General features: G+C 70.4%; 14 protein-coding genes and 1 pseudogene. 6 read left to right on the plus strand and 9 right to left on the minus strand.

All coding sequences use genetic code 11. The features are described 5' to 3' along the window. Nucleotides 1-85 precede the first annotated feature (85 nt). From DFI_RS06805 to DFI_RS06825, 6 genes and pseudogenes are all read right to left on the minus strand, one after another. Nucleotides 86-886, minus strand: coding sequence for a Gfo/Idh/MocA family protein (locus DFI_RS06805; RefSeq protein ID WP_338030639.1), 801 nt, complete (start codon nt 884-886; stop codon nt 86-88). A 128-nt stretch (nt 887-1,014) separates the two neighbouring features. Further along, nucleotides 1,015-1,251 (minus strand): annotated as a pseudogene (locus DFI_RS21025) (Gfo/Idh/MocA family oxidoreductase); the annotation flags it as partial. Between the two features lie 7 nt (nt 1,252-1,258). Beyond that, a complete protein-coding gene (locus tag DFI_RS06810; RefSeq protein WP_338030640.1) occupies nt 1,259-2,293 on the minus strand; it encodes a dipeptide epimerase in 1,035 nt (344 codons plus the stop codon). After that, nucleotides 2,290-3,189, minus strand: a complete 900-nt coding sequence (locus DFI_RS06815) for a C40 family peptidase (protein WP_051307659.1) — start codon at nt 3,187-3,189, stop codon at nt 2,290-2,292. Before DFI_RS06815 ends, DFI_RS06810 begins: the two co-directional genes overlap by 4 nt. 43 nt (nt 3,190-3,232) lie before the next feature. After that, nucleotides 3,233-4,195: a dipeptidase gene (locus DFI_RS06820; protein ID WP_051307684.1), complete on the minus strand. Its 963-nt coding sequence runs from the start codon at nt 4,193-4,195 to the stop codon at nt 3,233-3,235. A gap of 26 nt (nt 4,196-4,221) precedes the next feature. Beyond that, nucleotides 4,222-4,923: an HAD family hydrolase gene (locus DFI_RS06825; protein WP_027462636.1), complete on the minus strand. Its 702-nt coding sequence runs from the start codon at nt 4,921-4,923 to the stop codon at nt 4,222-4,224. A gap of 139 nt (nt 4,924-5,062) precedes the next feature. Between DFI_RS06825 and DFI_RS06830 the strand changes: the two genes are divergently transcribed. Beyond that, nucleotides 5,063-6,226 carry an aminotransferase class V-fold PLP-dependent enzyme gene (locus tag DFI_RS06830; RefSeq protein WP_043777674.1) on the plus strand — a complete coding sequence of 388 codons (1,164 nt, stop codon included), beginning with the start codon at nt 5,063-5,065 and terminating at the stop codon, nt 6,224-6,226. Between the two features lie 64 nt (nt 6,227-6,290). Here DFI_RS06830 and DFI_RS06835 read toward each other — a convergent pair whose 3' ends face one another. After that, nucleotides 6,291-6,998, minus strand: coding sequence for a metallophosphoesterase family protein (locus DFI_RS06835; RefSeq protein WP_027462638.1), 708 nt, complete (start codon nt 6,996-6,998; stop codon nt 6,291-6,293). 159 nt (nt 6,999-7,157) lie between these two features. Here DFI_RS06835 and lnt point away from each other — a divergent pair, with 159 nt between their 5' ends. Continuing rightward, complete coding sequence (gene lnt / locus DFI_RS06840) at nt 7,158-8,582, plus strand: apolipoprotein N-acyltransferase (RefSeq protein WP_027462639.1); 1,425 nt, start codon at nt 7,158-7,160, stop codon at nt 8,580-8,582. On the opposite strand, the gene DFI_RS06845 is transcribed toward lnt, so the two are convergent. Beyond that, nucleotides 8,583-9,554 carry a tyrosine-type recombinase/integrase gene (locus DFI_RS06845; RefSeq protein WP_027462640.1) on the minus strand — a complete coding sequence of 324 codons (972 nt, stop codon included), beginning with the start codon at nt 9,552-9,554 and terminating at the stop codon, nt 8,583-8,585. Nucleotides 9,555-9,614: 60 nt separating this feature from the next. Between DFI_RS06845 and DFI_RS06850 the strand changes: the two genes are divergently transcribed. Further along, a complete protein-coding gene (locus DFI_RS06850; protein WP_027462641.1) occupies nt 9,615-10,088 on the plus strand; it encodes a hypothetical protein in 474 nt (157 codons plus the stop codon). Nucleotides 10,089-10,183: 95 nt separating this feature from the next. Here the strand turns inward: DFI_RS06850 and DFI_RS06855 are convergent, their stop codons facing one another. Continuing rightward, the gene (locus DFI_RS06855; protein ID WP_081425799.1) at nt 10,184-11,191 is read right to left on the minus strand and encodes a diacylglycerol/lipid kinase family protein; all 1,008 of its coding nucleotides are present in this window, start codon (nt 11,189-11,191) and stop codon (nt 10,184-10,186) included. A gap of 105 nt (nt 11,192-11,296) precedes the next feature. Between DFI_RS06855 and DFI_RS06860 the strand changes: the two genes are divergently transcribed. The 3 genes from DFI_RS06860 (at nt 11,297) to aspS (ending at nt 14,751) form a co-directional block, all read left to right on the plus strand. Further along, a complete protein-coding gene (locus DFI_RS06860; protein ID WP_324603294.1) occupies nt 11,297-11,587 on the plus strand; it encodes an IPT/TIG domain-containing protein in 291 nt (96 codons plus the stop codon). Nucleotides 11,588-11,686: 99 nt separating this feature from the next. Next, nucleotides 11,687-13,012, plus strand: coding sequence for a histidine--tRNA ligase (gene hisS, locus DFI_RS06865; RefSeq protein WP_027462643.1), 1,326 nt, complete (start codon nt 11,687-11,689; stop codon nt 13,010-13,012). Next, nucleotides 13,009-14,751 (plus strand): aspartate--tRNA ligase, encoded by a 1,743-nt coding sequence (aspS, locus tag DFI_RS06870; protein ID WP_027462644.1) that lies wholly within the window; start codon nt 13,009-13,011, stop codon nt 14,749-14,751. The genes hisS and aspS overlap by 4 nt, the downstream gene beginning before the upstream one ends. The last annotated feature ends 45 nt before the right edge of the window (nt 14,752-14,796 follow it).

Raw genomic sequence — 14,796 nt, forward strand, 5'->3', positions numbered from 1 at the left:
CATAATCAGCAAAAACCATAGGCAGAGCAGCCAGATGAAACCGAAGGTGAAAATATTCACCTGTATAAGCTATTGTGCATGATAGCTATCTGAGCGCCATGCGGTGAGAATCCAGGGATTCAGCCAGCGGGGTGGGGATGGGTTGCTCACCGCGCAGGAAAGCCAGCCAGTCTCGGATGAGGGTGGTGTCCCCGCCACCGTGGTTGCCGGTCACGTTCACGGTCCAGGTGCGGGTGTGGCCGGTGCGGAAGTCGTGGAGTTCGAGTTCACCACGGTCCATGTGGCCGCGCAGTTCGCCGTGGGACCCGAGGACCTTGAGGGTGCGGGTGTTGTTGTGCGTGAATGCGCTGACGGTGAGTTGCGCGGTGACGCCGTTCTCGAATTCGATGGTGACGGCCTGATAGTCGTTCACGTTGTTCCGGCCGAGGTACACGCACTCGCCGTAGGGGCCGTGGTGCAGGGCGTCGTGCAGGCTGATGCCTCCGGCGGTGAGGACGGTGACGGGCCACTGGTCGGCGGGACGGGTGACGTAGATGCGGCGGGCGTCGGAGGGGCAGTCGGGGACGGGGCAGTGGACGCAGCGGGTGGCCGCGCCGGGCGGGGCATTCTCGGGGCGGAAGTGGTGGAGGCGGCCGGCGCTGTGGATGCGGGTGGGGGGACTGCCGGCGTACCAGCGCAGGAGGTCGAGGTCGTGGACGCTCTTGGCGAGGAGGAACGGCGCGGCGGGCGGGGAGGCCCGCCAGTTGCCGCGGACGTACGAGTGCGCGTAGTGCCAGTGGGCGACGTTCTCGGCGAGGGTGAGGCCGACGAGTTGGCCAAGAACGCCGGAGCGGATCGTGTCGTGGACAGCCTGGAAGAAGGGAGTGGCGCGCAGGACGTGGCACACGCTGACGCGCCCACTGGAGCGCGCCTCGGCGGCCTGCAGGGCGTCGAGTTCGGCGTGGGTGGCCGCGACGGGTTTTCGAGGAGGACGTGGTACCCGAGGGCCAGGGCGTGCAGGCAGGGCTGGACGTGGTCGTCGTCGGGGGTGGCGATCACGACCGCGTCGGCCACGCGGCCCCGGGCGAAGAAGTCGGTCCAGTGGGTGAACTGCCCCTCCGGGGGGACGGCGTGGCGGGTGGCGACCTCGTGCAGCCGGGCGGGCCGGGGGTCGACGAGCGCGGTGATGTGGGCGCCCTGCGCGGCGAGGTGGTGGGCGTACACGTCCGCGCCGCGGTTCCCGCAGCCGATCACGGCGACCCTCACGGTCATGCGGGGGTCATTCCGGGCGGCGGGTCACGCCCCAGCCAGGGCCCTGGGGCGGCGCGAGTTCACCGGCCTGCCAGTGCAGGCCGGTGAAGGGGTCGTCGGCGAGGAGGAGGGCGCCGTCCAGGTCCGCCCAGTCGCAGGAGCCGGCGAGGGCAGCGGCGGCGGCGATGCCGAGGCTGCTCTCGATCATGCAGCCGATCATGACCTGCATGCCGTGCGCCCGCGCGAGCCGCAGGGCCTGAAGGGCCTGGAGGGGGCCGCCGAGTTTGGCGAGTTTCAGGTTCACGCCGTCGAACGCCCGGGCGAGGCTGAGGACGTCGCGGACGTGGTGCAGGCTCTCGTCGGCGACGAGGGGCACGCGGGCGGTGCGGCGCAGTTCGGCGTGGCCGTCGAGGTCGTCGGCCGCGAGGGGCTGTTCGAGCAGTTCGGCGTTCGCGGCGTCGAGGACGTCCAGCATGCGTTTGGCCTGTACGCGCGTCCAGGCGGCGTTGGCGTCCACGCGGAGGGTGACGTGGGGGAGTTCCTCGCGCAGGGCGGTGAGGATCGCCTCGTCCCGGTCGGTGCCGAGTTTGACCTTGAGGATGGTCTGCCCGGCCTCGACGGCCTCGCGGGCACGCTGGCGCATCTCGGGCAGCTCGGCGAGGCTGACGGTGTAGCTGCTGTGCGGGAGGGGCCGGTCGGACAGGCCCAGGAGGTGCCGGGCGGGCACGCCGGCCAGCATGGCGCACCATTCAACCGCTGCCATTTCCAGGGCGCACTTCACGCTGGGGTGGTCGTGCGGCATGACGCGGGTCACGGCGGCGTGCAGGCCCTCCCAGTCCCAGGGGTCGCGCACGCCTTCCAGCGCCGTGGCCAGGAGGGGCAGCACAGCCTCCACGGTGCCGCGCGTCTCGCCGTAGAAGGCGTTCGGGGCGGCCTCCCCGCGCCCCTGCACGCCCCCGCGCTCCAGGGTGACGAGGGTGCGGGGGTACACGCTGTGCGTCCAGCGGGCGATGCCGAAGGGCTGTGCGGTGTGCAGGTCCAGGGTGTCCCAGGTGAGGTTCACGAGGTCCACCGCCCGTACCCGGTGCAGGACGCGGCGAGGCGCGCGCCGTAGTCGCCCTCGCCGAGGGTCTCGATGGTGACGCGCATGTGGGTGGCGTTCGCGTGGATCATGCGCCTGCCGTCCAGCATCAGGCCCACGTGTCCGGGGAAGAACGCCAGGTCGCCGGCCTGCGGGACGTCCACGGACGTGAGGGCCGCCTGCTGCTGGTCCGCGTCACGCGGGAGGGCCCGGCCGGCGGCGGCGTACACGACCTGCGTGAGGCCGGAGCAGTCCAGGCCCCAGGCGCTGCGGCCGCCCCACACGTACGGCGTTTCCAGGAAGCGCAGCGCGAAGGTGGCGGGGTCCGTGCCGGTCAGCGGGGCCAGGGTGACGTCCTGCACCCAGGCGTCCCGGCCGTCGGGCAGCACGACCGGCTGCCAGCGGCGGTGGTCCTCGGTGACTCCCTCGCCGGCGCCGGGCGTGAGGCGGGCGCCGTGGCTGAGTTCCGCGAGAATCGCGCGGCTGACCTTCGGGCCGGCGAACGCGTGCCCGCGCAGGACCGTCACCTGAAGCGCGCCGGGGTCGCCGGCCACCAGGGCGGCCGCCCGGGCCCAGCCGAGGTACCGGTCGTGGGCGGTGCGGACGTACTGCCAGCCGTCCCCGGTGTCCCACAGGATCTCCATGGGCTCGCCGGGCAGCGCCTCGGTGACCTGCGCGGCCATGTCGTCCGGCCGAGCCTTCAGGCTCACGCGGGCGGCACCGGCCAGGGCGGGGCGGGGCTGTACGTACGTCCACTCCCCGCTCAGCTGGTCCTGCAGGGCCGCCTCGGCCCAGCGGCGGTCGGGGTCCACGGCCCACACCCGGCGGTCCAGGGTGTCCGGCAGCGGAGGGGTGGTCGCGTCATTCACGGCGGTCATGCCTGCCAGCCTAGAGCATCCCCTGAACGGCCCGGCCAGGGCTTTACAGATGGCTCTTCAGCCAGCGCAGCCAGTTGCCGCCTGCCACCCCGGCCCGCGCCTCGGCGGGCAGCAGGTCCAGGAAGCGGGGCAGGTCGGCGCAGGAGTCCAGGCCGGCCGGGGTCTTCTCCTGCCCGAACCCGCCGTCCAGGTCCGTGCCGAGCGCGACGTGGGCCCAGCCGCCCAGCGCCGCGTAATGCCGGGCGTGCGCGGCGAGGTCGGTGAGGGACACGCGGGGCTGCGTCGCGTCCCACCCGGCGCGGATGAAGGTGCTCAGGCACACCAGGCCGATCACGCCGCCGGTGGCCATGACCGCGCGGGCCATGTCGTCGGTCAGGTGCCGGTTGCCGGGCAGCAGGGCCCGGGCATTCGAGTGCGAGGCGATCATGCGCACGCCGAGGTCCGCCGCGTCCCAGAAGGCCGCGTCGTCCAGGTGCGAGGCGTCCAATGTCACGCCCAGGTCCCGCATGCCGGCCACGAGGTCGCGGCCGGCCGGGGTGAGGGGCCCCGGGGCGTTCGTGCCGCCGGCGTACCGGGTGCGGCCCCAGGCGGGCCCGATCAGGCGCACGCCGCGCTCCACCCAGAACGGAAGGTCGTCCGCGTCGCGGATGGGGTCGGCGCCCTCCATCAGCAGGACGACGCCCAGCGCGTCCCCGCTGCCGGTCAGGGCGTCCGCCTCGAAGGCCGCGACCTCGGCGGCGCTGCGCAGGAGCCGGACGTGCCCCTCGTCCTGCCAGCGGGTGTACACGTTCAGCTGCGTCAGGGCCTGCTGCCGGGCGCCCTCGGCGTCGGTGTACCCGGAGCTGCCGGCGCTGGCCGGGAGGGCGAACAGCGTGCCGAACGCCAGCCGCACCCCGCCCTTGCGGAGTTCCGGGAAGCTCACGGTCGCGGTTTCGCTGGGCACCGGGTCGCAGGCGCGCAGCTCGGACAGGGGGAGGCGCAGGTCGCGGCCCAGCAGGGCGTTCATGGCGAGGTCCAGGTGCCCGTCCACGATCAGCACGCCGCGACCTCCCGGGCGGCGGCGAGGTTCCGGTCGATCAGGGTCAGGACGTCCCGGAGGTCATGCACGACGCCGGGTTCCGCGTGGTGCACGTTCACCCGTTCGGCCGCCATGCCCACGCGGCGGGCGGCGTCCACGTTCTCCGGCAGGTCGTCCAGGAACAGGATCGCGGCCGGCGGGAGGCCCAGCGCCTCGGCCGCCAGCGTGAAGGCGCGCGGGTCGGGCTTGTGCACGCCGAGGGTGCAGGTGGCGAGAGGAACGTCCACCAGGTCGGCCAGTCCGGTGCGCCGCAGGGTCCGGTCGATGCTGGGGAAGGTGTTGCTCAGCACGCCCACCCGCAGACCCCGGGCGCGCACGCCGCGCAGCACCTCGGCGACGTGAGGAACGGGCGTCAGGAAGGCCTCATAGGGGTACTCGCTCAGGAAGGCCTCGCCCTCGGCGTGGGTCAGGCCGAGCTGCCCGGCCAGCCCTCGGGCGTAGGTGGCCCAGTAGGCGGCTTCCTCGTCGGGCGTGCGGATGGCGTGCCAGTGCGGCGCCTCGGCCTGCCAGTGGGTGATCATGCGGCGCGCGGTGTGCTTCGGGTCCAGGCCGAAGCGTTCGGCGGCCCAGTGGCCGGCCTGGGTGTACACGCCGGGGTCGGTGGTGCAGAGGGTGTCGTCCCGGTCGAAGAGGACGGCCTGCCAGCGGGAGGTCATGGGCGAATCCTAGAGCGCACGGCCCGATCCTGCCCGGTCCCGTTTGCATTCGGCAACAATGTTGCTCATCTCATCTGACCGGCCCGATGTATAGCAATAGGGTTGCGCGGTCCAGCGTTCTCCCTCTAGCATGGCGGGCATGACCAGCGCGGCGCCCGCCCCCCACACGCTCCTCACGCCCGGTCCCACGCCCATCCATCCCCGCGCCGTGCAGGCGCTCACGCGGGACATGCTGGGTCACATGGACCCGGTCGTGTTCGCCCTGAACCGCGACATCCAGCAGGGCCTGCGCGACATGTACGGCGCGGCCCCGGACACCTTCACCGCCCTGCTCGCCGGCACCGGCAGCCTGGGCATGGAGGCGGGCTTCGCCAACCTCGTCGAGAGCGGGGACGAGGTGATCGTCTGCGCGAACGGCAGCTTCGGGCACCGCATGGCCGAGATGGCCGCCCGTTACGGCGCCCGCGTGCGGCTGGTCACCGCGCCCCTCGGTGAGGCCATCCGCCCGGAGAACGTCGCCGCGCAGCTCGACGACCGCGTGCGCATGGTCGCCGTGGTCCACGGCGAGACGAGCACCGGCGTGCTGAACCCCGTCCCGGAGATCGCCGGACTGCTGCGCGGCCGCGACACCCTGCTCACCGTGGACGCCGTCACCACCGCCGGCATGGAACCCTTCCACATGCAGGCCTGGGGCGTGGACTACGCCTACACCGGCGCGCAGAAGTGCCTCAGCGCCCCTCCCGGCCTCGCGCCCATCGCCGTGAGCGACCGCGCCTTCGCGCGCTTCCATGCCCGACGCAGCCCCACGCCGCTGTGGTACGCCGACCTGGACGGCCTGCGCGACTACTGGGTGCACCGGTCCTACCACCATACGGTGCCCGTGAACCTCCACTACGCCCTGCACGCCGCCCTCAGCGCCGCGCTGGAAGAGGGCCTGGAGGTCCGGCAGGCCCGCGCCGCGCACATCGGGCAGGCGGTGTACCGCACGCTGGAGCCCCTGGGGTTCCGCCATTACGTGCAGGATCCCGCCCAGCGCCTCCCGACCGTGCTCGCCCTGCGCCTCCCGGCCGGCCTGAACGACGCCGCCGTGCGCGCCGAGCTGCGCCAGCGGGAGATCAGCGTGACCGGTGGCCTGGGGGCCACGGCCGGCCTGATCTGGCGCCTGGGCCTGATGGGCGAAAGCGCCCGCCCGGCCCCCTACCGCACCCTGATGCTCGCGCTGGAGGACATCCTCGGCGTGCCCGGCCTGGCCGGGCGCTTCACCGAGACGCTGACTGAGATCGAGGACGCCGTTCCCGTCTGAAGGCCGAACGCATGCGGGCGACCCCGGTTCAGGAGGTCGCCCGCACTGTTGTCCTGATCCGCTCTCAGGCGCCCATCTTGCCGGTGCGGATCACGTCTGCGATCAGGGGCGGCAGATTCCACGCCATCACGTCGAACGCCGCGGACGCGAAATCGTACGTGACCTTGTGCAGCGTCACCTTCGGCTTGCGGCCCGAGCAGTCCACGATCGCCACGTCCGCGCCCGGCTCGTGGTTCAGGCTGAGGCCCACGCTGCCCGGGTCCACGAACACCGTGTCCTCCAGCGTCCGCACGAACGGCACGTGCGTGCCGCCCACCACCACCACCCGCGCGCCCAGCTGCTCGGCCAGTTCCTCCAGCTGCCGCTCCGGGGCCATCAGGTCCAGTTTCGTTTCCGGGTCGTGCGGGCTGCCGTGAAAGAACCGCACGCGGCCCACCGGGGTCATCAGGCGCCCGCCGGGCGGGAGGCGCCGCAGGTACTCCACCTGCTCCGGCATCAGCACCTCCCGCGTCCACGACAGCACCTGATCGGCAATGCCGCGCCGGTCGGGGCTGCCGCCCAGTTCCATCGCCACGCGCATGTCGCTGGACCCCAGCGCCACCGGCCAGCCCTCCCGTTTCACGAAATCGATCACCGGGCCCGGGCTCGCGCCGTACCCGACCAGGTCGCCCACCACGATCACCTGGTTCACGGGGTTTTCCTGCAGGAAGCGCTTCACGGACGTCAGCGCGTGAATGTTCGCGTGCAGGTCACTCAGGAACGCGATCCTCAAGGCCGCGCCCCCCGGAACGGGCGGGCGGAGCGGCAGGCCGGGCGGATCTCGGAACGTCCCATCATTGTCGCCCAGCATACCGGGTCGCGCCCTGGCGCGGCTGTGAAGTCCCCCCACCCCCCACCGTCGCTGTGGGTGGGGCGCCCTATGATGCGGGCGATGCGACGTCCCCTCCCGGTGCCCGTGCAGGGCCTGCTTCTCGGCGCGGCCCTGGGCGCCACCCACCTGCCCCTCGACTGGAGTTTCCTGGCGTTCGTGCCGCTGGCCGCACTGCTGCTGTGGGCCGCCAGCGCCGACACGGCGCGCGGGGTGGCGGGCCGGGTGTTCTGGGCGGGCAGCGGGCTGATGGCCGTGCACCTGTGGTGGCTCACGGCGTTCCTGGGCAAGATCTTCAGCTTCCCGCCGGCCGGCGCACTCGCCTTCGCGCTGTTCGCTCTGGAGGGCCTGTTCCTGGCGGTCATGGCCCTCATCGTCGCGCGCCTGACCCCGCACCGGCTGGGGCGCGTGTGGGCCCTGGCGGGCGGGTGGGTGATCCTGGAGTGGCTGCGGACCCTGGGCCCGCTGGCGTTCCCCTGGCCGATGCTGGGCTACACGCTGCTGCCCACGCCCATGATTCAGATCGCGGACGTGGGCGGCGTGCTGCTGGGCAGCGCCCTGGTGGCGGCGACGGCCGCCGCGCTGGTCAGCTTCTGGCTGGACCGCCGCGCCCCCCTGATCGCCCTGAGTGCCGTGTGGATCGCCGCCATCGTGTACGGCGTGACCCGTCAGCCCGCCGCAGGCCCGGCGGCGCAGGCGCTGGTGCTGCGCACGGACTTCGATTCCTTCGACCGGGTCACAGGCCTGAGTCCGGACGCGGAATTTCAGCGTCAGCTGCAGCTCTCCGCTGCCCGCCGCCCGGGCGAGGTCCTGATCTGGAGCGAGAGCGCCGTGCGGAGCCCCGCGTACCTCGCCCGGACACCGGCGAACGGCCTGTACGGTCTGAGCAGCTGGGAGCCCCGCTCCAACCGCGTGGTCAGCTGGGACGGCGTGACCCCCCTGGGCACCACCGACAAGGCCCGCCCGGTGCCGTTCGGCGAGTACTTCCCCCTGCAAGAGACGCTGCAGCCCTTCTGGACGGTGATTCAGCAGGGCGTGGGCTTCGTCCTCCCGCCCAACCTGCCGCCCGCCCAGGATGTCCACCCGCTGCCGCTCAGCGGCGTGCTGTACGGCGCGTACGTGTGTTACGACAGCGTGTTCGGCTGGGTGGCGCGCAAGCTCACGAACCGCGGCGCGCAGGTGCTGGTGAACGTCAGCAACGACGGCTGGTACGAGGGCTGGGGCGTGCAGCAGCACTTCATGATGGGCCGCGTGCGCGCCATCGAGAACCGCCGCTGGGTGCTGCGCAGCGTGAACCGCGGCATCGCCGCCGCCGTGGACGACCTCGGCCGGCCCCGGCAGGTGCTCGGCAGGGGAGAGGGCGCCCTGCACGCCCGGTACCGCGTGCTCTCAGGACAGACCGTGTACGGCCGGGTGGGCGACTGGCCGGCGCTGCTGCTGGCGGCCGCCATGATCGCCGGCGGGAGCCTCGCCGGCCGGCGGCTCTAGTCAGCGGAAGTGCTCCACGATGTCGTCCAGGTCGTCTTCCGGCACCTCGACGTACCGCCTCGTGGTGTCCACCTGTTCATGCCCCAGGAACCCGGCCACCCGCGTGAAGTCCTTCGTGGCGGCGTACAGCTGCGTGCCCGCGTACTTCCGCCCGGCGTGAAAGCCGCGGAACTCATGCTCCCGGCCGCATCTCAATGCCAGTTTCCGCAGGCGTTCGTACGCGCTGGAGTACGCCTGGAACGTGAACACCCACGCTGGCCCCCGGGCGCCCGACTCGGCCTGCCAGGCACTCAGGGCGTCCCGCAGCAGGGCGCTCAGCGGCACCCGGCGGGCCTTATCCCCCTTGCCGTGCGCGACCAGCAGGCGCCGCCGCGGCAGGTCCACGTCCGCCCAGGTGACCGCCAGGGCCTCCGCGATCCGCAGGCCGGCGTGCGCCATCAGCAGCACCAGCGCCCGCTCCTGCGCGTCCGCGTGCTCCAGCATCGCCTGCACGAACTCCGGGCGGTACGGAGGATTCTTCACGATGCCCTTGGTGCGGTCCTTGGGGCGTTTCACGTCTGCGAACGGGTCGGCGTCGGTCGCCCCGGCCCAGCGCAGGGCCCGGTACAGCGCCGAGGCCGCCGCGACGCGCGCCATCACGGTGGCGGGTTTCAGGCCGCTGCTCGTGAGGGCCGCCACGTACAGACCAGGTTCGCGGCGGCCCGGGTGCAGGAGATTCCAGGCGTGGTCGCGGGCGTGGTTCACCAGCACCTCGACGCCCTTGCGGTAGGCGCGCAGCGTGTGCGGGCTGGTACGCACGCCGCCGCTGGTGTCGGTGCTGAGGTACGCGAGCGTGATCGCCCAGAGCTCCGGGAACGTCTTGTCGCGGGCGGCAGTGACGGCCCGGACCCGCAGGGCCTCGTCGGTGAGGCCGCTGAAGCTGCGGGCCTGGGCAAGGGCGTCGGCGGTGAACGGCACCAGGGCATCGGTCATGGGTGAGCCGATGATAACATGCATTATCAACGGGCGGAGAAAAGATTAGACTGAGAGGCGATGGCCTCCGACGACCCACTCACCAGACCGGAGATTCAGCACTTCATCGCCCGAATGTCTGCCGTGCAGGCCACTGACCCGCTTAACCCGTACGGCCCATTTATGGAATCGGACGTCAGGATGGAAGACCTGTTTAACCTCTTGGGCCATGAGGATGCCGGCGAACTCTTGGCCACGGCCGTGGATCGGAGTCTCCTGAGCCTGGAGCAAGCAGAAGCGTTTCTGGGCATCGGCATCTGGAGTGGCCGGACCAATGGCTCCGATTTCATCCCGACATTGGATCAGTGGCTAGAGGATGCGAGCAGCCGAGTACGCGTGCATCTGGCCCTACACATGGACGTGCTGCCGTTCGGTGGACCGCGGAATCGTGAAGCCCGGGGTATTGATGCACTGACTTTGGTGGCAGACAGGTTCCCTGAGTATGCGGACGAGTGTGCAGCAATAATTGTGTCCCTTCGGAGTTTCATTTCCTGACTTCCCAGGTATCCCAGGTCTCAAAATGGTTCGGAGGCCCCTTCCTGGGCCTCCTGTGAGCTCGCAAAAAATCCAGCGTGCTGGACGGCAGTTTTTCAGGTGTCCAGTTCGGTGCGCGGCAGTTTCGTCAGGAACCGGATCGCGCCGGGCAGCACCCGCGCGGTGAACGGCGTGGTCTCCACGTGAAGCTCCCCGTCGTACTGGAGTGGGAACGGATCCTCGGCGTCCACGGTGACGTTCTTGGCCTGGAGGGTTTCCATGTTTCCGCTGAACAGCGGGTCCCCGAGGTTCAGTTTCACGCGCACGCTGTCGATCAGGTTCGGGACGAGCCGCAGGATGTTCCCGGCCTTGAGCAGCACCACCGTGAAGCGGCCGTCGCTGGGGCTGATGTCGCTGGTGATCGGCAGGCGGTAGTTCGCCATGCCGAAGTTCGCGACCATCACCCCGATGCCCTCGAAGTGCCGTTCCTCCCCGTCGATGACGAGGTTGAACACGGTCTTCTTGGGGTTGAGCTGCTTCATGGCGCTGAGGACGTACGCCATCACGCCGTATTTTTCCTTGAGTTCCTCACTGTCGCGGATCATGGCGGCGTCCGCGCCGGCGCCGGCCAGCATGCAGAAGCCGCTCTTCTCGCCCTTGACCTCCACCTCGCCCATGTCCACGCGGGTGGCGTGCCCGTGAATCATGACGTCCAGCAGCTCGGACGGGTCGGTGGGCAGGTCGAGGTTCTGCGCGATCAGGTTCGCGGTGCCGGCGGGGTACGCGAGCAGTGGGACGTTCTTGTACCGCATGGCGTACGCGAGGCTGCTGACCGTGCCGTCCCCACCCGCGCCCACCACCGCCGCGTAGCTCTGCACGTCGCTTACGTACTTGTCCATGTGGGTGTCCGGCTGCAGTTCTCGTTCGGTGACGTCTGCGCCGATGGCCCGGAGGCTCTGCACGAAGTCGGGCAGGCCGCTGTCCCCGTGGCCGCTTCTGGGGTTGAAGACGACCAGGATGCGCCGGCCTTCCAGCGAGCGCACGGCGTCCTCCGGCTTTGACGGATTCTTCTCAGCGGAAACGTCGTCGTCGTGGGAAATTTGACCGGGTATCATCACGTTCATTACACTTCGTTCACGGAGGCTGTTGCTATGCGCTCACTCTTGGTTGCTTCTTTACTGTCGTTCGGTCTGCTCGCCTCTTGTGCCCCCTCGGCCTCCACGGGTCAGATGGTCACCGTCACGCCCGTGCTCGTGAAAGTCTCCGATCCGGCGCCGCGTGGCGGCACGCTCACCATCCAGGGCCGTTACCTGGGCGGGGCGAACCAGGGCGTCATCCGCCTGGGCGCCGACGAGAACGGCAAGGGCGGGTACGTGTTCCCCGCCAGCGCCATCAAGTCCTGGACGGACAGTGAGATCGTCGCGACGATTCCCACGGACGCCCCGGTGGGTGGGTCGTGGCTGTTCGTGGAGGTGTCCGGGAAGCAGTCCACGGGCCTGCCGTTCAGCGTCACCCGCTGAGCACCGCCTCTGGAGGGGGACCGGCCTGCGCGGCCTGGTCCCCCTCCCCTGTTGTGCCGGGCGTGCGGGGTGCGTGACGGGCGGTACACTGTGCAGGTTATGGCGATTCAACGCCCCAAAGGCACCCAGGACCACCTTCCGGACGGCAGCCCCAAGCTCGGGCTGGACACCCGGGCGGCGGCCTTTCAGTTCATCCGGGAGACCGCCCGGCGCGTGCTGGAACGCGCCGGCGCGCAGCAGATCGATACGCCCATCTTCGAGGACGCCGAGGTAATTAAGCGCGGCGTGGGCGGCAGCACGGACATCGTCCGCAAGGAGATGTTCACCGTGTACTACTTCGGGGACCACGGCGGGTTCATCCTGCGGCCCGAAGCGACCGCCGGGGTGGTCCGCGCGTACCTGCAGAACGGCCTGAAGCAGCTGCCCGCGCCGCTGAAGCTGTGGCTGCACGGCCCGATGTTCCGCGCGGAGAACGTGCAGAAGGGCAGGCTGCGGCAGTTTCATCAGGTGGATTACGAGGTTCTGGGGTCCACGGACCCCCTTGTGGACGCCGAGACGATCAGCCTGCTGGTGGACGTGGTCAGGGCGCTGGGCCTGAAGCAGGTGAAGGTGAAGCTGGGCAGCATCGGCGACCCGGAGGACCGCGAGGCGTACAACGCGTACCTGCGTGACCTGTTCACCCCTCACGTGGACCGCCTGTCGGACGACGGCAGAGCCCGCCTGGAACGCAACCCCATGCGCATCCTGGACGGGAAGGCGCCCGGCGACCAGGAACTGATCGCGGAGCTGGGCGTGAAACCCATGCTGGCCTTCCTGGGCGAGGCGGCCAGGGCGCACTTCGAGCAGGTGCGCGCGCACCTGGACGCCTGGGACGTGGCGTACGACATCGACCCCAGCATCGTGCGCGGCCTGGACTACTACCGCCGCACTGCCTGGGAACTGCACCACGAGGGCGTGGGCGCCAAGTCCGCGCTGTGCGGCGGCGGGCGGTACGACGGCCTCGCGCAGGAACTCGGCAGCAAGGACCCCGTGCCCGGGATCGGCTGGGCGTTCGGGATGGAACGCCTGTTGCTCGCCATGGAAGCCGACGGCGTGGTGATTCCCGAGTCGGACGGCCCGCTGCTGTACGTGGCCGCGCTGGACGACTCGAACGTCGGGTACGCCGCCACGGTCGCCATGACCGCCCGGCAGGTGGCCCGCACCGAATTCGCCTACAAGGCCATGAAGCCAGGGAACGTTTTCCGGGACGCCGAGCGCCGCCGCGCCCGGTTCGTCGCCCTGATCGGCTCCGACGAGGTCGAGCAGGACACCCTGACCGTGAAGAACCTCGCCACCGGGCAGCAGACGACCGTGCCCACCCGCGACCTGCTGGCCTTCCTCAAGGGGCAGCTCGCCCTGACCCCCACCCCCCTGGAGAACGCATGAAACGCACCGCCCTGATCGGCCACCTCACCCCCGCCCACGCCGGGCAGACCGTCACGTTGCAGGGCTGGGTGAACCGCCGCCGCGACCTGGGCGGCCTGATCTTCCTCGAACTGCGCGACCGCAGCGGCGTGGTACAGGTGCAGGTGGAACCGGACTCCGCGGCGTTCGCGGAAGCGGACCGGCTGCGCGCCGAGTACGTCGCGGAGATCGAAGGCGTGTACCAACAGCGCCCGGAATCGCAGCGCAAGGGCGGCGCGGCGGACTTCGAAGTGATCGCCGTTCGGGTGAAGGTGCTGAACACCGCGAAAACCCCGCCATTCGAGCTGGAAAAGGGCGGGGACGTCGCCGAGGACATCCGCCTGAAGTACCGCTACCTGGACCTGCGCCGGGCAGACATGCAGCGCAACCTTTTCCTGCGCAGCAAGGCCGTGACCGCCGTGACCGAATTCCTGGACGCCGAGGGTTTCATTCAAGTGGAAACGCCGATGCTCACGAAGTCCACGCCGGAAGGCGCGCGGGACTTCCTGGTGCCCAGCCGCCTGAACCCCGGGGAGTTCTACGCCCTGCCGCAGAGCCCGCAGCTGTTCAAGCAGCTGCTGATGATCGCGGGTTTCGACCGGTACTACCAGCTGGCCCGCTGCTTCCGGGACGAGGACCTGCGCGCCGACCGGCAGCCGGACTTCACGCAGCTGGACATGGAACTGAGTTTCGTGGAGCAGGACGACGTGCTGGAGCTGCAGGAGCGCCTGATGGCGCACGTGTTCCGCAGGGCGCTGGGCGTGGAACTGACCCTGCCGTTCCCGCGCCTGTCGTACCAGGAAGCCATGGACCGGTACGGCTCGGACAAGCCGGACCTGCGCTTCGGGTCCGCGTTCGAGGACGTCACAGACCTGTTCCAGGGCGGCGACTTCAAGGCCTTCGCGGACGCCCAGACCGTCAAGGTGATCGCCGCGCCGGAACTGACCCGCAAGCAGATCGACGAACTGGAACGCGTGGCGAAACAGAACGGCGCCAGGGGCCTCGCGTGGCTCAAACGCGACGGCGACGCCTTCACGGGCGGCATCAGCAAGTTCGTGACCGCACAGACGGCCGAGCTGCTCGCCCGCACCGGCGTGCCGGAGGGCGGCACGCTGCTGTTCGCCGCCGGCGAATGGAAGAAGGCCGTGTCCGCGCTGGGTGCCGTGCGCCTCGCGCTGCGTGACCTGTTTGACCTCGCCGCAGGCGGCCCGCAGTTCCACGTATCGTGGGTGGTGGACTTCCCGCAGCTGGAATTCGACGAGGACTCCCAGACCTGGACGTACATGCACCACCCCTTCACCGCGCCGCACCCGGACGACCTCAAGCTGTTCGGCACGCCGCAGCAGGGCGAGATCCGCGCGCAGGCGTACGACCTGGTGCTCAACGGCTTCGAGGTCGGGGGCGGCAGCATCCGCATTCACGACCCGGAAGTGCAGACGCAGATGTTCGCGGCGATCGGGTTCACGGAGGAGCAGGCCCGCGAGAAGTTCGGGTTCTTCATGGACGCCCTGGCGCACGGCACGCCCCCCCACGGCGGGATCGCCTGGGGCTTCGACCGCCTGATCATGGTGATGAGCGGCGCGCAGAGCATCCGCGAGGTGATCGCCTTCCCGAAGAACAACCGCGGCGCGGACCTGATGGCCCTGGCCCCCTCCCCCGTGGACACGGCCCAGCTGGGCGACCTCGGCCTGAAACTGGACGACGCGGCCCCCGAAGCCTGAGCGATTCACGGAAAAGAGCGGGACGCTTTCACGGGCGTCCCGCTC

Origin of the sequence: Deinococcus ficus (assembly GCF_003444775.1) — a bacterium.
Classification (GTDB): domain Bacteria; phylum Deinococcota; class Deinococci; order Deinococcales; family Deinococcaceae; genus Deinococcus; species Deinococcus ficus.